The organism is Nocardioides humi, assembly GCF_006494775.1.
In the GTDB taxonomy this organism is placed as follows: domain Bacteria; phylum Actinomycetota; class Actinomycetes; order Propionibacteriales; family Nocardioidaceae; genus Nocardioides; species Nocardioides humi.
Map to the genome: position 1 here is coordinate 1267457 of NZ_CP041146.1, position 20611 is coordinate 1288067.

The following is a 20611-nucleotide window of genomic DNA, read 5'->3' on the forward strand; positions in this document are numbered from 1 at the left end:
ACATGATCGGAGCCGTTGTTCGTCCACACCCTCGGAAGGGACTTTCGCTTGTCCACAGGCGGGGTCTGCTCGTTTCGTGGTGTCGGGGGTCGGTGGGAGAATCTCTGTCATGGATCTCGGAACCCGGCCCCGTTCGACGGCAGCACTGCTGTCGCGGGTCGGTGCGCGGATCCAGGCCCGTGACACCCTGCTGATCGAGGAATGGCAGGACATCGTCACCTGGGCCGGCGACCACGTCGTCGCCACACCGGAGGGCGCGGCCACGATCACCGACGGGTACCTCGACACCGGGGTCCCGATCGCGGGGGACGGGGCGCCGTTGGTGTCGGAGTTCGGGTTGATGGAGCTGGTCGCGGTCCTCGGGCGTTCGCCCGATGGTGGGCGGGCCTATGTGGGGCGGGTCATCGAATGCGCCTGGCGGCTCCCGACCGTCTATGCCGCCGTGATGGCGGGTCGGCTCACCCCGTGGCGGGCCGAGCGGATCGCGGACCTCACCCACGCGCTGAGTGCTGAGGCGGCTGGGTTCGTGGACCGGCAGCTGTTCCACGCCTCCGGAGTCGGGTGGGCGCAGTTGGACCGGTTGATCGCCGAAGCGATCCTCCGGTTCGACCCCGAACGCGCCGAAGCCGAACGCGCGACCGCGGCCGATCAACGCTATGTGGAGGTCGGGACCCCGACACCCACGGCAACACCCACGGGATCGTGCACCTCTCCGGGGTCCTCGACGCCGCTGACGGGCGTGATCTGGATGAGGCGATCGCCCGCCGCGCCCGTCTGCTCGGGGACTTGGGCAACGACGCTCCGCTCGATGTGCGGCGCTCGGTCGCGCTCGGCGAGTTGGCCCGGGCGGACCTCGCGCTCGATCTGGAGGGTTCGCCGGGCCGCAAAGCGATCGTGAACGTCCACATCACCGACACCACCCTGACCGGCGTGAACCCCGTCGGCAGATGGGAAGACCAGCAGGTCCCCGTGTCGAGTGAGCAGATCCGCGAGTGGCTCGGCTCCGCCTCGACCGTGATCGTGCGACCGGTGATCGATCTGGCCGACCACGTCCCGATCGACTCCTACGAGATCCCCGACCGCCACCGCGCACGCGTCCAGCTCCGTGACCACACGTGTCGGTTCCCGCACTGCACCAGGCCAGCCACCCGCTGCGACCTCGACCACGCCCGACCCTACGGCGAGGGCGGGCCTACCTGTCCGTGCAACGAGGTGGCCCTGTGCAGACGCCATCACCGGGCGAAGACCCACTCCGCGTGGTCCTACGACATCGTGATGCCCGGCTCGTACGAGTGGACCAGCCCGAGCGGCTTCCGATTCCGGGTCGACCACCACGGCACCCACCCACCGGACGAGTGACTCCCCCGCCCGCACCCCGCACACCCCGACGGTTGCGGGGATGCAGGCGTGTCCAGACCCACTCTCAGCGCTGCGATCCCCGTGCCCCCGCAACCACAGGCCGACGACCACCAGCGACCCGGCCCCCGACAGCGGCGATCAACCAACCACCGTGACCCCAGCGGCCCGCAACCACGTCATCGGTCATCAAAGACCCCGCACCGAGCAAACCCGCAGGCCGAGCAGACCAGCCCGAGCAGATCAGCCCGAGCAGATCACCCCAGCCGGCCCCGGACCGCATCCCGCAGCGCCTGCTCCGGGTCGACCCCGGCGGCGCGGGCCTCGGCGACCAGGGCGAGCAGGCGTTCGCCGAGGTCGGCGGAGTCGGGCGCGAGGCCGGCCGGGCGGCCGGCCCGCTCGAGCCGCGCGAGCGCCTTGTCGGCGTACAGGAGGGCGGGCAGGGCTGAAGGGAGCTCGGACGGCAGGGCGTCCTGTCCGGACCGGCCGCCGCGCTCGGCGGCCTTGATCCGCTGCCAGCGCTCGTCGACCTCCTCGGCCGTGAGTTCCGCGGAGAGGTCGCCGGCGGGGTCACCGAAGACGTGCGGGTTGCGGCGGCGCATCTTGGCGGTGATCCCGCGCGCGACGTCGTCGAGGTCGAAGTCGCCGCGCTCCTCCGCGATCACGGCGTGGAAGACGACCTGCAGCAGCAGGTCGCCGAGCTCCTCGGCGAGGTTCCCGAAGTCGCCGGTGGCCTCGGCGTCGTCGATGGCGTCGACCGTCTCGTAGGTCTCCTCGACCAGGTAGCGCACCAGCGACCGGTGGGTCTGCTCCTGCTTCCAGGGGCATTCGGCGCGCAGCCGCCGCATCACCGCGACGAACTCCGCGACCGCGTCCTCCGCCGGGTCGGCCACGGCTCAGCCCTGGGGTGCGACCGCCGCCGACGCCGGGTCGGGGCCGCAGCGCTGCTCGGCGGGCAGCTTCGCGACCTGCTCGGGGGTGAGCGCGGCGGTGTCCTGGGCGTCCTTCGCCTCGCTGCTCACGGGTACGGAGAGCGGGTCGCCGGCGAAGACTCCGGTCTCGGCGTCGTACGCGCCGAAGACGGGGTTGAAGGTGACGTCATGCTCGTCGAGCCAGTCGGTGATCAGCGCGACGCCGGCCGCGACCGCGGCCTGCTCGTCGCCGCCGGCCTGGGCCCGCCCGAGCTCGCCGACCGGGTCGGAGAGCCGCTGCTGGATCCAGGTCAGCCACTCGAAGGTGTCGAGGTTGTCGTCGTCGATGGTGCCGAGCTCGCCCCAGGCGTCCATGACGGCCGCGCGGTCGACGGTCCCGGACGGGAGCCGGATGTGGTGCTCGGCCGCGAGCGCGTCGACGGCGACCGCCTGGGTCCAGCCGACGACGAACTGGGCGCGGATCAGCGCGGTGGGCGCGGCCGAGGCCTGCGGGTTGGCGGCCCGGAGCGCGCAGTAGTCCTCGACCGCCTGGTCGACCTTGCTCAGCTCGAGCCGCTGGCCCTCGACCTCGGCGGCCGCGCCCGGGAGCACGGTGTTGTCGCTGACGCCGCACCCGGCGGCCAGCACGGCGACCACGGCGGCCGCTGCCGCGGCGGGGAGGATCGGACGACGCACACTCACTCCTTGGGGTCGATGACCGAGTCGATGACGAGTCGGGCCCATTCAAGCAGGGCGACCCCCTCCAGGGGCGTCCCGGTCCGCCCGGGGATGCCGGGGCGCGGCACCAGGATCGACTCCAGCTGGTGCTTGACGATCGACTTCGGGTACAGCCGGTTGAGTCGGATCGTGCGCGATTCCGGGAGTACGACGGGGTGGAAGCGCACGTTCTTGCCGACGGTCGTGATCTCGCGAACCCCCGCCGAGCGCGCTCGCGCGCGGAAGCGTGCGACCAGCAGCAGCGCGGCCACCTGCTCGGGCGGCTCGCCGTACCGGTCGTCGAGCTCGGCGGCGATCTCGTCGACGTCGGCGTCGGTGCGGACCTCGGCGAGGCGCTTGTACATCTCCAGCCGGAGCCGCTCGCTGGGGATGTAGTCGTGGGGCAGGTGCGCCTCGACCGGCAGCTCGATGCGGACCTCGTCGAGCTGCTCCGGGGCGCCCCCGTCGCTGCGGAAGTCGCGCACCGCCTCGCCGACCAGGCGGACGTAGAGGTCGAAGCCGACGTCGGCGATGTGGCCGGACTGCTCGCCGCCGAGCAGGTTGCCGGCGCCGCGGATCTCGAGGTCCTTCATCGCGATCGCCATGCCGCCGCCGAGGTCGGAGTGCTGGGCCAGCGTCGCGAGCCGCTCGTGGGCGGTCTCGGTCAGCGGCTTCTCGGTCGGGTAGAGGAAGTAGGCGTAGGCCCGTTCCCGGGATCGGCCGACCCGGCCGCGCAGCTGGTGCAGCTGGGAGAGGCCGAGGGTGTCGGAGCGCTCGATGATCATCGTGTTGGCGTTGGAGACGTCGATGCCGGACTCGACGATCGTCGTGCAGACGAGGACGTCGAACTCCTTCTCCCAGAAGTCGACCATCACCTGCTCGAGCTGGTGCTCCCCCATCTGGCCGTGCGCGGTCGCGACCCGGGCCTCGGGAACCAGCTCGCGGATCTTCGCGGCGGCCTTCTCGATCGAGCTCACCCGGTTGTGGATGTAGAACACCTGGCCGTCGCGGAGCAGCTCGCGGCGGATCGCGGCGACCACCTGGCGGTCCTCGTAACCGCCGACGTAGGTCAGCACCGGGTGCCGCTCCTCCGGCGGGGTGGTGATCGTCGACATCTCGCGGATGCCGGTGATCGCCATCTCGAGCGTGCGCGGGATCGGCGTGGCGCTCATGGAGAGCACGTCGACGGAGGTGCGCAGCCGCTTCATCGCCTCCTTGTGCTCGACGCCGAAGCGCTGCTCCTCGTCGACGATGATCAGGCCGAGGTCCTTGAACCTCGTGTCGGCGTTGAAGAGCCGGTGGGTGCCGACCACGATGTCGACGGTGCCGTCGGCGAGGCCGGCGAGCGTCTCGGCCGCTTCGCCGGGAGACTGGAATCGGGAGAGCGGCCGGATGTTGACGGGGAATCCGGAGACCCGCTCCGAGAAGGTCGCGAGGTGCTGGTTGACGAGCAGCGTCGTCGGCACGAGCACGGCGACCTGCTTGCCCTCCTGGACCGCCTTGAATGCCGCGCGGACGGCGATCTCGGTCTTGCCGTAGCCGACGTCGCCGCAGATCAGCCGGTCCATCGGGACCGTGCGCTCCATGTCGGCCTTGACCTCGTCGACGGTGGTCAGCTGGTCGGGGGTCTCGTGGAACGGGAAGGCGTCCTCGAGCTCGCGCTGCCAGGGGGTGTCGGGGCCGAAGGCGTGGCCCTGGGTGGCCTGCCGGGCGGCGTACAGCTTGATCAGCTCGGCCGCGATCTCGCGGACCGCCTTGCGCGCGCGGTTCTTGCGCTTGGTCCAGTCGCCGCCGCCGAGCCGGTCGAGGCTGGGCTGCTCGCCGCCGACGTACCGGGTGACCTGGTCGAGGGTGTCGGCCGGCACGAACAGCCGGTCCGGCGGGCCGCCGCGCTTGGATGGGCCGTACTCCAGGACGAGGTACTCCCGCACCGCGCCCTGCACCTCGCGCTGCTTCATCTCCACGAACCGGCCGACGCCGTGCTGCTCGTGCACGACGTAGTCGCCCGCCTTGAGCTCCAGCGGGTCGATCTGGCGCTTGCGGCGCACCGGCATCGCGCCCTTGTCGCGGGTCGAGGCCTTGGCGCCGACGATGTCCTCGCCGGTGAGGATCGCGAGGCCGCGGTCCGGGTCGACCAGGCCGTGGCCGAGGTTGCCGCAGGTGATGGTGACGACCGCCGGGTCGAGCTCGTGGCCCGCCGGCAGCTCGTCGACCAGCCGGGCCGGCACGTCCTGCTCCCCCAGCGCCTCGACCATGCGCTGCGCCGGTCCGTGACCGACGTGGACCACGGCGACGGCGTACCCCTCGGACCGCCAGCGGGCGATGTCGGCGAAGGCCTTCGACACGTCGCCGCGGTACGACGGCGCGGGCTGCGCGTCGGAGGGCACCTCATCGTCGAGGCCGAAGGGGCTGAACGTCCACCACGCCTGACCGCGCTCGCGGGCGTGGGTGCGGACGTCCGCCAGCGCGTGGTACGACGCCGCCTGCAGGTCGATCGGCGCCTGCCCGCCGCTGGCCGCGGTGGCCCAGGACGCGGCCAGGAACTCCTCGCTGGTCGCGACCAGGTCGTGCGCCCGTGCCCGGGCTCGCTCGGGGTCGAGGACCAGGATGCGGGTGTCGGCGGGCATCAGGTCGACCAGCAGCTCCAGGTCGTCGACCAGCGCGGGGATCAGCGCCTCCATGCCCTCGACCGCGATGCCCTGGGCGAGCTTGTCGGTGATCTCCAGCAGCTGGGGGTGCTTCTCGCCGAGGGCGGCGGCCCGCGCGCGCACCTCGTCGGTGAGCAACAGCTCCCGGCACGGCGGCGCCCAGAGCCGCTCGACCTTCTCGATGGTGCGCTGGTCGGCGACCGCGAAGGAGCGGATCTCGTCGACCTCGTCGCCGAAGAACTCCACCCGCAGGGGGTGCTCCTCGATCGGCGGGAAGACGTCGACGATGCCGCCGCGGACGGCGAACTCGCCGCGCTTCTCGACCAGGTCGACCCGGGAGTACGCCGCACCGACGAGCCCCGCGACGACGTCCTCGATCTCGGCCGTCTCCCCCACGGCGAGCTCGACCGGGGTGAGGTCGCCGAGGCCCTTCACCTGCGGCTGCAGCATGCTGCGCACCGGCGCGACGACGACCTGGACCGGCCCGGTCGCGGCGTCGCCGCCCGGGTGGCGGAGCCGGCGCAGCACGGCCAGCCGCCGGCCGACCGTGTCGCTGCGCGGGCTGAGCCGCTCGTGGGGCAGGGTCTCCCAGCTCGGGTAGTAGGCCACCCCGGCCGGGTCGAGGAGATCGCCCAGCTCGGCGACCAGCTGCTCCGCCTCCCGGGTGGTCGCGGTGACCACCAGCACCGGCCGCCCGCTCCGGGCGAGCCCGGCCGCGAGGAAGGGCCGCAACGCCTCCGGACCGGTCAGCTCACCGGTCGGCTGGGCGTCGCCGGCCGCGGCCGCGAGCGCGGCGGACAGGGTCGGGTCGGCGAGGACGGCGTCGGCGAGGCCGGCGAGGCTCACGGGCGTTCACTTCCGGTCGAGGGACAGCACGAGCGCCCCCGGTCGAGAAGGACCGGGGGTGCGGCACCAGCCTACGGCGTGCCTCCGACGCCCCAGCCTGAAGGCTCAGCCGAACCGGCCGTTGACGTAGTCGTAGGTCCGGGAGTCCTGCGGGCTCTGGAACATCGCCTCGGTGTCGCCGTGCTCCACGATGACGCCGGGCTGGCCCTGGGAGGCGAGGAAGAAGGCGCACTGGTCGGAGACCCGCGCGGCCTGCTGCATGTTGTGGGTGACGATCACGATCGTCACCTCGCGGGCGAGCTCGAGCATGGTCTCCTCGATGACCCGGGTGGACGTCGGGTCGAGGGCGGAGCAGGGCTCGTCCATGAGCAGCACCCGCGGCCGGATCGCCAGCGACCGGGCGATGCACAGGCGCTGCTGCTGGCCTCCCGACAGGCCGCCGCCGGGGGCGTCGAGGCGGTCCTTGACCTCGTTCCAGAGCCCGCCCTTGACGAGGCAGGACTCGACGAGGTCGTCCTTGTCGGACCTCTTCATCCGGGTGCCGGTGAGCTTGAGGCCGGCGAGCACGTTCTCCTGGATCGACATCGCGGGGAACGGGTTGGGCTTCTGGAAGACCATGCCGATCGCCCGGCGGGCGTCGATGAGCCGCTTGGCCGGGTCGTAGATGTCCTCACCGTCGAGCCGCACCTCGCCGGCGAGCTGCGCCGACGGCACCAGCTCGTGCATCCGGTTGAGGATGCGCAGGAAGGTCGACTTGCCGCAGCCCGAGGGGCCGATGAGGGCCGTGATCCGGCCGGCGTCCATGGTCAGCGAGACTCGGTCGAGGACCTTGTGGTCGCCGAACCACGCGGTGATGTCGTGCGCCTCCAGCTCGGCCAGGCCCACGCCCGGGGCGGGATCGACCGGCACGGCGGGATCGAGCCGGGGTACGTCGGCGCGGACCTCCGGGATGACGGTCGTGTGGTCGGCGTTGGAGTCCATCGGTTCTCTTCTCATCGGCCGTTGCCGGGCGGCCCGAGGGCCGCCCGGCAACGGTGGTGCAGGTGCCTGGGAGATGCCGGTCAGGACGCGGCGGCGACCGCGGCCTTGGCGGTCTTGACCGCCTTCTTGGCCTTCTTCAGCTTCTTCTTGGCCTTGACCTTCTTGGCGCCCGTGGCCTTCTTGACCTTCTTCTTCAGCTTGCTCACCTTGGCCTGGGCCTTGTCGAGCTGGGCCTGCGCCGCGACGAGGGCCGCCGACGGGCCGGTCGAGGGAGCGGTCCAGGTCAGCGTGGCGGTGCCCTCGGAGACCAGGTACTTCGTGTTGCTGGGCGCGAAGACCGCCTTGTAGGTGTGCGGGCCCGCGCTCGGCGACGGCACCAGGAAGGTGGCCTGGCCGGAGACGAGCGCCACGTCGCCCTTCAGCAGGGTCTCCCCTCGTAGAAGGAGACCGAGCCGGTCGGCTGCGAGGAGCCCGAGACCTTGGCGGAGAGGCTGATGCCCGTCGCGGTGCTGGTGCCCGCCAGCGTGGTGGTGGTCTCGACCAGGTCGTTGGTCGCGAAGTTCGTGGTGCTCTCGACGTTGGTGCCGCAGGCACCGCCGTCGGCCGGCGTGGCCAGCTGGGTGAGGCCGCCCTGCGCGATGGCCAGGGTCGCGCCGTCGGAGCACAGGAAGCCGTCGGAGCCGAAGAACCTCTGGATGTCGGTACGGCTGACGTCGCCGTTGCGGACCACGTTGTAGACGGCGCGCTTGAACGCCACCTCACCGCCGATGAGCCGCAGCGTGCTCCCGGGGATCAGTCCGGCGCGCCCCTCGGAGATCGGCACGATGGCGTCCGGGTCGTTCTTCACCGGCCCGTCGGTGTGCTCCTGGATCGGGGTCCCGCTCACGTTGTCCTTCACGCAGGCGCCGTAGTCGCCCGAGGTGATGACCTTGGACTTGAAGAACTTCTCGGTGCCCGACCCGCTCTGCGGCACGTAGGGCTTGATCGTGCCGGCGGTGCCGCCGAGCGCGCTCCAGTTGGTGACCGTGCAGGTGTAGATGCTCTTGAGCTGGTCGAGGGTGAGCGTCGCCGGAGCGTGGGACGCGGTGCTGTTGGAGACCGCCATGACGACGGTGTCGAGCGCGAACGGGATCGCCACGAGCGACTCCGCCTCGGCACCCGCCTTGAGGGCGTCGGAGGACCGCGCGAAGTCGAGGTCGGTGTAGTTGGCGTCGGCCCGGAGCTTGTCCTTGCCGTCGCTCGAGCCGTTCGGGCGGTTCTGGGCGCCGTTGGTCGGGAGCGTGATGGTGCCGCCGGCCGGCTGGGGGACGGCGGCGAAGCTCGCGACGTCGAAGGTCTGGCCGTAGTCGGCCTTGGCGCCGTCGTTCCACAGCTTGGCGGCGTTGAAGAGCGAGAGCATGGTGGTGTCGGAGCCGCCGCCGATCAGGTCGGCGGCAACGGGAGTGGCCTTGCTGTCCTCGGGGTGCGGGTTGTAGACGGCGTGCGCCGGAGAGGCGATCAGCGTCACCGCCGACGTGGCCACCGCGGCCGCGAAGGCGGCCGTGAGGGTCTTGCGTACGGACATTGCGTTGTCGACTTTCTGTGAGTGGCGTACGGCTGCCGGTGCAGCCGCGGTTGTGACGACGCCGCCGGGTGGCGGCGATCAGAGCAGGTTGGGCAGGAGCCGCATCACTCCGTCGGTCGTTGCCCACGCCAGGGCGAGCGCGAGGGGGGTCGCAACCACCCACACGTGCACCAGCGACCATCTCTGACGAGCGGCGATGACCCCGAGGGTCAGCGCCAGGAGCAGCGCGAGGTCGAGGGCGAGCAGGGGCAGCACCCCTGCGTCGGTGCCCATCGGCTTCTCCGATTCGGGGACCGTCGGCGGCAGGCCGGACGGTGCGGGGAACGCCGAGGCGGCCTCGGCATCGACGTACACGACCTCGCCGGGCGCGATCGCGCGCAGCCGGCCCTGGCCCTCGGCGGTGACCAGCGTCAGCCGGGACCTCCCGCTCTCCAGCGGCTGGGGCAGCGGGTCGCCGGTGCGCCGGAGGCCGGAGACCGTGAACACCACGCGGCCCTGACCGACCTGGACCTCGATCCGGTCGCCCCGCTCGAGCTGGTCGAGGTCGCCGAAAGGCCCGCCGTACGTCGCCGCGCGGCCGAACACCACGGAGGTGCCGGCCTGCCCCGGCAGCACCGTGTTGCGGAGGTGCCCCGGCCCGGCGAGCAGGTCGCCGGAGGCGGTGCCCTCGATCACGACCTGCTGCAGCCCGAGCCGCGGGATCTCGAGCAGCGCGACCGGCGCTCCGGGCTCGGTCACCGGCCCGACGGTCGCCGTGGCGGCGGCGACCTGGGCGCGGAACTCGTCGTACAGCAGGGACTGGCTGCGCTCCTGGGCGACGCCCCGAGGACGAGCAGCTGGAGGACCATCCAGGACGCGACCAGCGCGACCATGGTGGTGGCCGTGCTCACCACCGAGCCGGTCGTCTCGACCCGGCCGGGTGGTCCGGCCGGCCGTGGCGGTCGTGGCGCGCGGCGCTGCGGCGGGCGCCGCCGCAACCGGGAGCGGACCCCCTGCACCGCAGGCATCTCGTCCTGCGCGACCTGGGGGGCGTCGAGCGTGGTCACCGGCGACTCCGCAGCACCACGACCCGGGACACGGCGCTGACCACCGAGAAGACGAGGCCGAGCAGGATCAGCATCGGCAGCAGGCGCCCGCCCCACTCCGAGGAGACCGCCTGGGTGGGCGGCATCGCCACCACCTCGGCCTTCTCCTCGGCCGCCACCGGTGCGGCCGCGGCGTCGGGCTCCTCGGCGGGCGCGGCGGCCTCGGGCGGACCGGGCACCACGCTCTCCGGCTCCGCCTCCGCCGGTGCGGCCGGCACGTGCTGCTTCTCGATGGCGGTCGCCACCCGCTGGGCCGCCGCGTGCAGGGCCTTGGTCGGACCGGACTTGCGGATCGGCACGAAACCGCCGGGCAGCTGCCCGTTGCCGCTGCCGGCGCGCTGCCCCTCACTGGTGGCGATCCGGATGAACTGCGCGACCTTGGCGGCGTCCTTCTTGTCCAGGTTCTGCAGCCGCGCCGCCGTGTAGACGAGCATCGTCCCCGGGTAGGCGCCGCCCGCCTTGCGGAGCTTCGCCATGTCCAGCGCGAACGGCCCGCGCTTGCCCTTCTGCTTCGCCAGCCGTACGGCGGCCGTGAGCGACTCCGTGGTGGGCGTGACATATCGGCCCTTGCGGGTCTCCAGGCCGGCGGTGCGCAGGCCGTAGCGCTGCGCGTCGCCCAGGCTGACGATGCCGAGCATGAACCGCTCGCCGTAGTGCTGGCGCGCGACCCGGCCGACCTTGTAGATCGGCGGCGTCACGCTGAGGTCGGTGTCGCAGCGGGTCTGCACGTTCGGCCAGGCGTCGAGCAGGGCCTCGGCGATCTTGCGCAGCGTGGAGACCGGCGCGGCGAGGTCGTTGAAGTACGTCGACGGGTTGTTCACCTTGCAGTCGGTGCCGCCCTGGGGGATGAAGTCGTCGAGCAGCGGCCACTCGTCGCGGGGCAGCTCGATCTTCTTGTACGACGGGTTGACCCGCATGCCCCACGGATCCCGCTTGCCCTTGACGAACTCCATCGCCGCCTTGTCGCTGGCGATGTACTCGGTGACCTGGCGCACGACGTCCGAGGAGTTCGACAGCGACAGCAGCGTGGCACCGGCCTCCAGCGCGTCGTCGGTCAGGCCGGGGTTGAGCGCGACGAACTCGGGGTCGCGGGTGATGGACCAGGGGTTCTGCTCCATCCCCGGGTGCGCGGCGCCGAAGCTCGACCCGGTGTAGGACTGGGTGATCAGCTTCGCCAGCAGCCGGCCGTTGAGCCGCAGGCTGGTGTACTCGCCGGCGTTCCCGGGCCGATCGATGATGTAGCCGATCCCGAAGCCGGTCAGGGCCACCGGCGCGTAGCCGATCGGGTCGCCCTGGGCCTCGTACTTCGACGACACCAGCGCGGCCGCACCGCCGCCGGAGGCCATCAGCGAGAAGCCGGCCTTGTCGGGCATCTGGTTGTGCTGGAACTTGAACCGCTTCTTGTTCAGGCAGTACGCCGGCGCCCACTGCAGCGCCGCCTGCGCCAGCAGCTCCGAGCCGTAGAAGCCCGTCGGCGCGCGCGGGTCGAGGATGTCGCAGGTGTCCGGCGGGTCGCCGAAGGTCACCGGGATCACGAAGCGGTTGCGCCAGTTCGACTCCGACCACCACAGCGCCGGCGACACCGCCTGGTCGCCGCCGAGGCTCGTGATGTTGTTGGAGCCGGGCGCGAACTGGCCGGTCCGGCGGCAGGACTTCTCGGCGACCGTCATCTGCTGCGGCACCTGGGTGGAGGCCCGGTCGCAGCTGATCCCGACGATCGGGATGACCACGATCGAGCACGCCACCTGCTTGTTGCAGCCCAGGGACTCGTTCTCGACGTCGGTGCGGACCTCGAACTGGACCGAGCCGCTGCCGTTGCCGTCGGTGAAGGCGGCGATCTCGTTGGCCGGCAGTGCCGCCTCGGCCGCCGCCTCGGGCGGCATGGTCTTGGCGTCGCAGGCGGGGTAGACCTGCCCCTTGGCGCTCACGAACGGGACCAGCCGGGTGTAGAACAGGCCGCTCCGGTCCACCGTGGGGCAGACGTCGGCACCCGGTACGTCGCCGCTGCTGCTGGTCACCTTCTCCGTCGCCGCCGCGGGTGCGTGCAGGTCCTCGGTCCAGGTGGCGTCGCTCTCCGACTTCGAGACCTGCGAGCGCTGGGCGAACGAGGAGGTCCAGCAGGTCTCGGGCCGCACCGCGTCGCCGGCGCCGCGGCACTGCAGGACGACGACGGGGTACTCCTGGTTCATGCCGCCCGGCCCGAAGGGGTCGTTGGCCCGGCCACCGCTGGGCTGGGCGCCGCTCCAGGCGATGCCGACCCGCTCGCGGCCGCGCAGGCTCTGGGTGTGGTCGGCGCTGACGGCGACCTGCCAGGCGCTGCCGGTGCTCGGGTCGGAGATCGCGGTCGTCGTACCGTCCGCGGCGACGAACTCGCGCTGCATCGACTTGGTCTGGCTCCACGCGTCACCGGCCACGGCGGCGCGGGGGTCACCGGCTGCGGCCGGTCGGCGACGGCGGGCGCCGTCAGGCCGGTGCTCGCGCTCGCCGCGACGACGAGGCCGACGAGGCCGAGGCGCAGGCCGCGCCTCATCGGGCTGCCCCCCGGGCCGCCATCCTGCGCCGCAGTCCCGCCGCGAGCAGGCCGGGCAACAGCACCAGCGCGAGCAGCTCGAGGACCACGAGCCAGCCGAACGGCCGGCGGTCGCCGGCCCGGTCGGCCGACAGGGTGTCGGGCGAGGCGTAGACGTCCTGGGTGCCGCCGGAGACCGGCACGGCGCCGCTCTCCGCGACCGGGACGTCCTGCCCGGTCACGGGGTCGACCTCCGCCGCCGGCGCCTCGGCGGCGGGCGCGTCCCCGGCCCCGCGGCGGTGTCCGCGGTGGCCGGCTCGCCGGTGCCGGTCTCGGAGCCGCACGGTCCGGCGCCCTCCTTGTCGCACTCAGGGGGCTTCGGCGCCTTCTCGGCGAGCAGGTTCCGCTTGAGGTTCTTGCCGTCGAAGGTCGGGTTGTTGCAGCTCTTGACGTCGCGGTCGGTGAGCTCGACCGCGGGATCCGCGGCCTTCAGCTTGGCGATCTGGTCGAAGCCGGCCTGGACCAGGTTGAGCGGCAGCGACGAGTAGCCGTAGGCGCCGGCCTTGGTCTGCCCCGTGCACAGCGAGTAGTACATGAAGTCGGCCAGCGTCTGGCGCTTCGCCGTCGACATCCGCTGGTCGCTCGCGCCGACGGGCAGCAGCATGTAGGAGTACGACGAGATCGGGTACGCCCGCGGGTCCTTGTGCGTGTAGACGCTGTCGAGGTTCTGCGTCAGGTAGAGCTGGGACGTCGTGTCCATGTTGATCTTGGCCTGCGTCAGCGCCACCGCGGTGTTGTACTGCGTCGGCTCGACGAAGTAGCCGGCCGTGTTCTTCACCTTCACCACGGGGTAGTCGGCGTTGATCGCGTAGGAGTACTCGACGTAGCCGATCATCCCGTTGCCCGAGAACCCCTTGATCGTGTTCATGACCTGGTCGGAGCCCGCCTGGCTGACCATCCGGCTCCCCGACTTCTTCGGGTAGTACGACGTCAGGCCGGACCGGCCGAAGTAGGCACGCCAGATGCTGGGGTACTGCTTGTCCATCCAGGTGGTGAACTGCGCCGTCGTACCCGATCCGTCGGAGCGGACGACCGGGATGATCGGCAGCGACGGGAGCTTGCGGCCGTTGTTGTCCTTGGCGATCGCCGGGTCGTTCCAGTTCGTGATCTGGTTGGTGAAGATCTTGGCGATCGTCTCGCCGGAGAGCCGCAGGTTCTTGACCTGCTGCTTGCCGATCTTGAGCTGGTAGGTGAACGCCGTGCCGCCCGCGACGATCGGCAGGTAGGCGTACTGGCGGCCCTGGCTGGTGTCGGCCTGGCCCTGCTCGTCGGTGCCCTGGTAGGGGATCTCGGAGATCGCGAAGTCGACGCTGTTGTTGGCGAAGTCCTTGCGGCCCTTGGTCGACCCGCCGCCGGTGTAGACGACCTTCATGCCGTTGGCGTTCACGTCGGCGATCCACTGCTGCACGATGAGCTCGGACCAGGTCGACCCGGTGCCCTCGATCTGGGCGTAGGGAACGGCCCCATAGGCCGCCAGGGGCAGGCTGACACCGCAGACGAGGGCCAGCAGGGCAGACGCGAGGGTGCGTCCTCGGCGCTTCACGAGCTCTCCTTCACGGGGCGGCTCCGGATCTTCCGGGCCTTCTTGGGGCGGGCCACGAGCCGCGCGACGACGAACAGGAACAGCACGAGGGCCAGCAGCACGGTGGCGGCGGCGAACGCCCGGGTGATCGCCTGGGGCTCACCGCTGCGGACGGTCGTGTAGATGTAGAGCGGCAGCGAGTTCATGACGCCGTCCGTGGGGCCGACCACCATGAACGCGGCCGCGCCCGAGGTGAGCAGCACGGGCGAGGTCTCCCCCACGCCGCGGGCGACGCCGAGGATGACGGCCGTGGCGAGGCCGGGACGCGCCGTGGGAAGGACGACGTGCCACACCGTCCGCCACCGGCTGGCGCCGAGGGCGAGGCCCGCCTCACGCAGGCCGTCCGGGACGACCCGGAGCACGACGTCCGCGGCCCGGGCCACGATCGGCAGCATCATCACCGCGAGCGCGAGCGCGGCGGCCAGGCCCGACCGCGGCCAGCCGGCGACCACGATGACGGTGGTGTAGACGAACAGACCCGCGACCACCGACGGGAGCGCGGTCATCGCCTCGACGATGGTGCGCACCAGCACCGCGAACCGCCCGCCCACCTCGGTCATGAAGATGGCCGTGCCGATGCCCAGCGGCAGCACGATCACCAGGGCGATGCCGATCTCGATGATCGAGCCGACGGCGGCGTGGGCGATGCCGCCCATGTCGAACGGGTCCTTCGGCCCGACGCCCGCCATGTCGTCGAGGAAGAAGTTGCTGTGGAGCAGCGGGCGCCAGCCCCGCAGGACGATGAACACCAGGGTGCTCACCAGGGCCGCTCCGACGACGAGGGCGCCTCCGGTGACGACGGCCGCCGCCACCCGGTCCCGGACCTCCACCATCGTCACGGTCAGCGCGGACAGGACCGCGGTCACGACGATCCCGAGGACGAACCAGACGACGAGGAACCACGCGAGGCCGGGGAGCGGCAGCAGCCGCTGGGTGACGAGCCAGGCCAGCCCCAGGGCCGAGGCCCAGGCGCCCCAGCGCACGAACTGCTCGTCGAGGCTGGGCCGGCCCAGGGCCGGGCGGGGCAGCGCGGGCGGCGCGTCGTCGTCGTACGACGGCAGCACGGTCGTGCCGCGCTCCCTGATCGGTGCGCTGGTCACCTCAGGCCTCCGTCCCGGCGCCCGAGCGGCTCCGGTTCACGACCACGGCCGCGAGGGTGTTCACGCCGAGCGTGATGACGAAGAGCACGAAGCCGGCCGCCAGGAGAGCGGACAGCTGGCTCGCGCTGGCGTCGCCGAACCGGCCGGCGATGAGGGCGCTGACGCTGTTGGTGCCGATCTCGAGCGGACGGAACTTCAGGTCGAACGCCGGCGAGATGATCAGCAGCACCGCGATCGTCTCGCCCAACGCGCGCCCGAGCGCGAGCATGGTGCCGCCGATGATGCCGCCGCGGCCGAACGGCAGGACGACGGTCCGGATCATGCCCCAGCGGGTCGCGCCGAGCGCCAGGGCCGCCTCCTTCTCGCCCGGAGGGGTCTGGCTGAACACCTGGCGCATGACCGCGCAGGCCATCGGCAGCACCATCATCGCCACGGCGATGCCGGCACAGAAGGCGCTGGCGGTGTACCTGCTGGCGTCCCAGATCGCGGCGTCGGGGTCGGTGTCCTTCACCTCGAAGATCGGGATCCAGCCGAGGTGACGCTGGAGGAAGGTCGCGAACGACGCGGCGTGCGGCATCACCAGGAAGAAGCCCCACAGCCCGTACACGATGGACGGGATCGCGGCCATCAGGTCGACGAGGGACACCAGGGCCGGGCGCAGCGACGCGGGCGCGTACTCGGCGATGTAGAGCGCGGTCAGCAGCGCGAGGGGGAACGCGATGACCATGGCCACGAGCGCGATCTGCACCGTGCCCGCGAGCACCGCCGCGATGCCGAGGACGTCGGCCTCCGGCAGCCAGTCGGACTCGGTGAAGAACCGCCATCCGTAGCGCTGCAGGGTCGGGAACGCCTGCCAGCCGAGGAAGAGGCCGACGCCGCCGGTGATCACCAGCACCGACGCGCCGATCGCCCGGGACACGTTCACGAAGACCGCGTCGGCGCCCACGGCTCGACGGGAGATCCGTCGCGGCCGCGCCTCGGGCGCGCTCGGATCGGCTAGGGGCAGGCTGGTCACACGTCGTCCTCGGTCGTGGCCACCCGAGCAGGGCCGTCTCGCGGCAGCGCGGAGCCGCGCAGCCACACCGAACGGTGACGGCGGTCCGCGACCAATCGGGGTGACGACGGTGAACGGACGGGGAACGGCCGGGCTGACTTGGCTGAAATCAGCCGGCGAGGGTCAGGCGGTGGGGTCGCTCACGCGGCCGACGAAGAGCGGCGTGCCGTGCTCGACGTCGTGGATCACGAAGAGGTACGGGCGGTCGACCACGACCTCCTCGGCGACCACGGCGCTCTCGGTGCGCATGACGACCGCGGTCGCCGCCGCTGCCTCGGTGCCCTCCTCGTCGACCGCGATGAAGCCCTGGTGCAGGACCGCCGCGATGTAGAGCAAGAGGTCCTCGTCGGTCATCGGGGAGAAGTCGGCACGGCGGTCGTCGAAGGCGGTGGGCATGCCCAGCGCGGCGAGCAGGTCCCCGAGCGGCGCCTGGGTGCGGAACCTCCACTTCGGCAGGCTCAGGTCGACCGCGGCCGGCTCCGCCGCCTGCAGGATGCCGGCGAGACCGTCGCCGGCCACCGCGGACTCGACCTGCGCGAAGGCGCCCTCGTCGGGGACCACGACCGTCATGGCGAGCCGCTGTCCGGCGTACGGCACGACGACCGCGCGCCATCCCTCGCCACGCGCGAGCCGGGCGGCGAGGTCGGGGCGGCGCATCAGGTCGACCTCGACGTCCGTGCCGTCGGCGCGGTGGAAGGTGCCCGGCGCGGTCAGGTCCTTCTCGAACGGCTGCTCCCAGGGCGCCTTGAGGTAGATCGCGTTGACCAGCACGAGCCGGGTCAGCGTGTCGAGCACGCCCTCGGGGATCAGGTCGACGATCCGGTCGTTGGTCTGCTGCTCGACCCAGTCGTTGATCAGGACGCGCGCGTCCTCGGTCGCGCCCGCGAAGTCGACCGCCCGGATCGGGGCGCCGTACTCCTTGGCGAGCAGGTCGAGGAAGTCCGCCGACCAGCCGACCTCGCGCTGGCCGAAGAGCTGGTTGGCGGTGGTCAGCACCAGGGTGGCGGCCGAGCCGTCGGCCCGCTGCTGGGAGCCGGCCAGCCCCTCGACGTACGACGTCAGCGCGTTGACGCCCTTGTGCCAGCGGTCGCCGAGGTCGCCCACGCCGAGCACGCCCCTCATCTCGTCGGCGGTGGTCCCGGCGGCGCCGACGAGCGTCATGCCGAGGGCGACCAGGACGGAGTAGGGCGAGAGCACCACATTGCCCGGCTGGGCGGCGACGCCGTCGTAGAGGCCGCTCGCCAGGGTCCGGAGTCCCGCCACCACGTCCGGCAGCACCGTGACGTCGCCGGCGGCGCGCGGGACGTCGGAGGACACGAGCTCGATCTCGCCGTCGGGTCCGGCCGGCTCCGGGTCGACGATCACGTCGTCGCCGCAGCCGCTCACCGTGCCGACGGCGAGAGCGGCGAGGCCGAGCTGGAGGGCGGTACGACGGGCGAGAGGGGTCATGGCCGTACGACGCGCTCCGTCCCCGGCGGGTTCCCTCGAGCCCTGCCCGCGGTCGATCTCAGCCTCGATCCGTGGTTAGGCGCCGTAGCGAGCGGCACCGGAGGGGTGTGATGGCAAGGCGCGGCCGCGAGGGCGGTCTGGTTGCACCGTCGAGCGTCCGCAACGCCGCCAGCGCGCCGCTCCGGGGCCGCGTAGTAGGTGGCTATCCACGGATCGAGGCTCAGGAGGTCGGGGGCCCGACGACGAGCGCGAGACCGGTCAGCGCGGCGACGGCGACGAGGCCGACGCCGAGCCCGCGCAGCGGGTTGGCCAGCAGCCAGCCGACGACGCGGTCGGGGAGCGACCGGGTCGCGCCGGCCGGCAGCCGCCACGCGTCGCCCAGCCAGCCCCGGCGGACCGCCCACCACTCCAGGGGCAGCGTCGCCAGCGGCGGGATCGCCGCCGCGAGGGCGAGCACGCCGCGGCCGGCCGACCAGCGCCGGTCCACCCACACGACGGCGGTCGTGACGACGTACGCGACGAACACCACGCCGTGCAGCATCCCGAAGACCCGGACGCCGGCCTCGGTGGTCTCGGTGACGTACTTGAGGAACATCCCGAGCAGCAGCCCGGTCCAGGTGACGGCCTCGGCGATCGCGACGGTGCGGAACAGGCGGGTGGGGCTCACGGTGCCCCAGGATATCTACGCGCCGAAGCGGCGCTCGCGCTGGGCGTAGGCGCGGATCGCGCGCAGGAAGTCGACGCGACGGAAGTCCGGCCAGTAGGCCTCGCAGAAGTAGAACTCCGACTTCGCGCTCTGCCACAGCAGGAACCCGCCGAGCCGCTGCTCCCCCGACGTCCGGATCACCAGGTCGGGATCGGGCTGACCCTTGGTGTAGAGGTGCTCCTCGATGTGCTCGATGTCGATCTGCTGGGCGAGCTCCTCGAGCGAGGTGCCGCGGGCGGCGTGCTCGGTGAGCAGCGACCGGACGGCGTCGGCGATCTCGCGGCGGCCGCCGTAGGCCACCGCCACGTTGACGATCATCCCGTCGACGTCGGCGGTCGCCTCGGCCGCGGCCTTGAGCCGCTTCGCGGTCGCGGCGGGCAGCAGGTCGAGCGCGCCCACGGGATGCAGCCGCCAGCGGCGCTGGTCGGCGAGGGAGTCGACGGCGTCGGCGATGATCTCCAGCAGCGGCTCCAGCTCGCCGGCCGGGCGGTTGAGGTTGTCGGTGGAGAGCAGCCACAGGGTGACGACCTCGATCCCGACGTCGTCGCACCAGCCGAGCAGCGGCTCGATGTTGGCCGCGCCGGCCCGGTGCCCGTGAGCAGTGTCACGGCCGACCGCCTTCGCCCAGCGCCGGTTGCCGTCGAGCATCACGCCGATGTGCTTGGGCAGGTTGCCGGGCATCCTGCGAAGCATGCGTGCCTCGTAGGCGGGGTAGAGCACCCTGCGCACACCGCGCTTCCAGTCCGCCACAGAGTGATCGTAGCCGGGGTTCCGGCCTACCCACCCGACTGACACGATGGGCACCTGCACGTACCCCCGGCCTCTCCCCCGAGACCAGACAGATAGGACGACCATGACTGCAGCCGCCTGGCACCCGGACCCGACCGGCCGCCACGAGCTCCGCTACTGGGACGGCGCCCAGTGGACCGACCACGTGTCCGACCAGGGCGTCCAGTCGACCTCCCCGCTCTATCCCGCGGCCGACGCGGGCGCCGGGGCCGCCGACAGCGGGGCGTCCGGCGACGCGTGGGTGGGCAGCCAGGAGGCCGAGCAGGCCGCCGAGGCCGAGGCGGCCGGGCCTGCGGAGTCGGCGGAGTCGGGCGGGCAGTCGGGCGAGGCCGACCCGGAGCCGGCGTTCTCCTTCGACGCCGTGACGGCGGTCGCGCCGCGGGCGGCGGAGCCGGCCAGCCAGCCGGCACCCGAGCAGCCGATGGAGCAGGCTCCCGAGCAGCAGCCGGCCCAGCCGTGGACCCCGGCGCCGGCGTACCCGCCCCAGGCCCCCGCTCAGGCCCAGCCCCAGCCCGCCGCCCAGCCGATGGCGGCGTACGGCGACCAGCAGGTCCCCGCCAACGCCTTCGCGGGCATCACCGGCGATCTCATCGACGGCCGCTTCAGCGAGAAGGACGGCGTGGGCGCGAGCCTGCAGAACAGCCGGCTGCTGCGGGTCCGGATCGCCGAGCCGTTCATGGCGCGGCAGGGCGCGATGGTGGCGTACCAGGGCAATGTGAACTTCGCCTACCAGGGGGGCGGCGCGGCGAAGTTCCTGAAGAAGGCGTTCACCGGCGAGGGCCTGTCGCTGATGCGGGTCGAGGGCCAGGGCGACGTGTTCCTCGCCGACGAGGCCCACCACGTCCACGTGCTCCACCTCAACAACAGCGGGATCTCCGTCAACGGCAAGAACGTGCTGGCGTTCTCCGCCGCGCTGGACTGGAACATCGAGCGGGTCAAGGGCGGCAGCATCGCGGCCGGCGGCCTGTTCAACACCACGCTGCGCGGCACCGGCTGGGTGGCGATCACCACCCACGGCGAGCCGGTCGTCCTCAACCCCGCGGAGGCGGCGACCTTCGCCGACTCCGACGCGCTGGTCGCGTGGTCGGTGCACCTGCAGACCTCGATCCGCTCCACGGTCTCCGCGGGCGCCCTGATCGGCCGCGGCTCCGGGGAGGCCTTCCAGGTCGCGTTCCAGGGAGCCGGCTTCGTGATCGTGCAGCCCTCCGAGGGACCCCGGATCCCGACCGCGGGCTGACACCGGGACGGTATCCT

Annotated in this window: 19 protein-coding genes; 3 read left to right on the forward strand and 16 right to left on the reverse strand. The window is 72.2% G+C overall.

What is annotated here, in order from left to right; all coding sequences use genetic code 11:
* Nucleotides 1–109 precede the first annotated feature (109 nt).
* Nucleotides 110–898, forward strand: a complete 789-nt coding sequence (locus tag FIV44_RS06215; protein WP_141003690.1) for a hypothetical protein — start codon at nucleotides 110–112, stop codon at nucleotides 896–898.
* Nucleotides 895–1359 carry an HNH endonuclease signature motif containing protein gene (locus tag FIV44_RS06220; protein WP_141003691.1) on the forward strand — a complete coding sequence of 155 codons (465 nt, stop codon included), beginning with the start codon at nucleotides 895–897 and terminating at the stop codon, nucleotides 1357–1359. Before FIV44_RS06215 ends, FIV44_RS06220 begins: the two co-directional genes overlap by 4 nt.
* Before the next feature lie 254 nt (nucleotides 1360–1613).
* On the opposite strand, the gene FIV44_RS06225 is transcribed toward FIV44_RS06220, so the two are convergent.
* From FIV44_RS06225 to FIV44_RS06300, 16 genes are all read right to left on the reverse strand, one after another.
* On the reverse strand, nucleotides 1614–2249 hold the full coding sequence (locus tag FIV44_RS06225) for a nucleoside triphosphate pyrophosphohydrolase (protein ID WP_246086842.1): 636 nt from the start codon (nucleotides 2247–2249) through the stop codon (nucleotides 1614–1616).
* A 3-nt stretch (nucleotides 2250–2252) separates the two neighbouring features.
* Nucleotides 2253–2963 (reverse strand): hypothetical protein, encoded by a 711-nt coding sequence (locus FIV44_RS06230; protein ID WP_141003692.1) that lies wholly within the window; start codon nucleotides 2961–2963, stop codon nucleotides 2253–2255.
* Nucleotides 2964–2965: 2 nt separating this feature from the next.
* Nucleotides 2966–6478, reverse strand: coding sequence for a transcription-repair coupling factor (gene mfd / locus FIV44_RS06235; protein ID WP_141003693.1), 3513 nt, complete (start codon nucleotides 6476–6478; stop codon nucleotides 2966–2968).
* Nucleotides 6479–6583: 105 nt separating this feature from the next.
* A complete protein-coding gene (locus tag FIV44_RS06240; RefSeq protein ID WP_141003694.1) occupies nucleotides 6584–7459 on the reverse strand; it encodes a phosphate ABC transporter ATP-binding protein in 876 nt (291 codons plus the stop codon).
* A gap of 80 nt (nucleotides 7460–7539) precedes the next feature.
* The gene (locus tag FIV44_RS06245) at nucleotides 7540–7869 is read right to left on the reverse strand and encodes a hypothetical protein (protein WP_141003695.1); all 330 of its coding nucleotides are present in this window, start codon (nucleotides 7867–7869) and stop codon (nucleotides 7540–7542) included.
* An 8-nt stretch (nucleotides 7870–7877) separates the two neighbouring features.
* The gene (locus FIV44_RS06250) at nucleotides 7878–9023 is read right to left on the reverse strand and encodes a PstS family phosphate ABC transporter substrate-binding protein (protein ID WP_141003696.1); all 1146 of its coding nucleotides are present in this window, start codon (nucleotides 9021–9023) and stop codon (nucleotides 7878–7880) included.
* Nucleotides 9024–9101: 78 nt separating this feature from the next.
* A complete protein-coding gene (locus FIV44_RS06255; protein ID WP_181411020.1) occupies nucleotides 9102–9761 on the reverse strand; it encodes a sortase in 660 nt (219 codons plus the stop codon).
* The gene (locus FIV44_RS06260) at nucleotides 9758–10069 is read right to left on the reverse strand and encodes a hypothetical protein (protein ID WP_141003698.1); all 312 of its coding nucleotides are present in this window, start codon (nucleotides 10067–10069) and stop codon (nucleotides 9758–9760) included. Before FIV44_RS06260 ends, FIV44_RS06255 begins: the two co-directional genes overlap by 4 nt.
* A complete protein-coding gene (locus tag FIV44_RS06265; protein ID WP_141003699.1) occupies nucleotides 10066–12489 on the reverse strand; it encodes a hypothetical protein in 2424 nt (807 codons plus the stop codon). Before FIV44_RS06265 ends, FIV44_RS06260 begins: the two co-directional genes overlap by 4 nt.
* A 145-nt stretch (nucleotides 12490–12634) precedes the next feature.
* Nucleotides 12635–12859, reverse strand: coding sequence for a hypothetical protein (locus FIV44_RS30295; RefSeq protein ID WP_181411021.1), 225 nt, complete (start codon nucleotides 12857–12859; stop codon nucleotides 12635–12637).
* Complete coding sequence (locus tag FIV44_RS06275; RefSeq protein ID WP_141003700.1) at nucleotides 12856–14220, reverse strand: phosphate ABC transporter substrate-binding protein PstS; 1365 nt, start codon at nucleotides 14218–14220, stop codon at nucleotides 12856–12858. Before FIV44_RS06275 ends, FIV44_RS30295 begins: the two co-directional genes overlap by 4 nt.
* A complete protein-coding gene (gene pstA, locus FIV44_RS06280) occupies nucleotides 14217–15359 on the reverse strand; it encodes a phosphate ABC transporter permease PstA (RefSeq protein WP_141003701.1) in 1143 nt (380 codons plus the stop codon). Before pstA ends, FIV44_RS06275 begins: the two co-directional genes overlap by 4 nt.
* A 1-nt stretch (nucleotide 15360) precedes the next feature.
* A complete protein-coding gene (pstC, locus tag FIV44_RS06285; RefSeq protein WP_246086843.1) occupies nucleotides 15361–16305 on the reverse strand; it encodes a phosphate ABC transporter permease subunit PstC in 945 nt (314 codons plus the stop codon).
* Between the two features lie 231 nt (nucleotides 16306–16536).
* Nucleotides 16537–17862, reverse strand: a complete 1326-nt coding sequence (locus tag FIV44_RS06290) for a serpin family protein (RefSeq protein ID WP_141003703.1) — start codon at nucleotides 17860–17862, stop codon at nucleotides 16537–16539.
* A gap of 220 nt (nucleotides 17863–18082) precedes the next feature.
* Nucleotides 18083–18529 (reverse strand): DUF3817 domain-containing protein, encoded by a 447-nt coding sequence (locus tag FIV44_RS06295; RefSeq protein WP_141003704.1) that lies wholly within the window; start codon nucleotides 18527–18529, stop codon nucleotides 18083–18085.
* Between the two features lie 15 nt (nucleotides 18530–18544).
* Nucleotides 18545–19318, reverse strand: coding sequence for an isoprenyl transferase (locus FIV44_RS06300; protein WP_219996316.1), 774 nt, complete (start codon nucleotides 19316–19318; stop codon nucleotides 18545–18547).
* A gap of 103 nt (nucleotides 19319–19421) precedes the next feature.
* Between FIV44_RS06300 and FIV44_RS06305 the strand changes: the two genes are divergently transcribed.
* Nucleotides 19422–20594 (forward strand): AIM24 family protein, encoded by a 1173-nt coding sequence (locus tag FIV44_RS06305; protein ID WP_141003706.1) that lies wholly within the window; start codon nucleotides 19422–19424, stop codon nucleotides 20592–20594.
* Nucleotides 20595–20611 lie beyond the last annotated feature (17 nt).

Coding starts and splice junctions, on each gene's coding strand:
- FIV44_RS06215 (WP_141003690.1), top strand. CDS start 110: ATGGATCTCGGAACCCGGCCCCGTTCGACGGCAGCACTGCTGTCGCGG.
- FIV44_RS06240 (WP_141003694.1), bottom strand. CDS start 7,459: ATGGACTCCAACGCCGACCACACGACCGTCATCCCGGAGGTCCGCGCC.
- FIV44_RS06250 (WP_141003696.1), bottom strand. CDS start 9,023: ATGTCCGTACGCAAGACCCTCACGGCCGCCTTCGCGGCCGCGGTGGCC.
- FIV44_RS06265 (WP_141003699.1), bottom strand. CDS start 12,489: ATGCAGCGCGAGTTCGTCGCCGCGGACGGTACGACGACCGCGATCTCC.
- FIV44_RS06290 (WP_141003703.1), bottom strand. CDS start 17,862: ATGACCCCTCTCGCCCGTCGTACCGCCCTCCAGCTCGGCCTCGCCGCT.
- FIV44_RS06305 (WP_141003706.1), top strand. CDS start 19,422: ATGACTGCAGCCGCCTGGCACCCGGACCCGACCGGCCGCCACGAGCTC.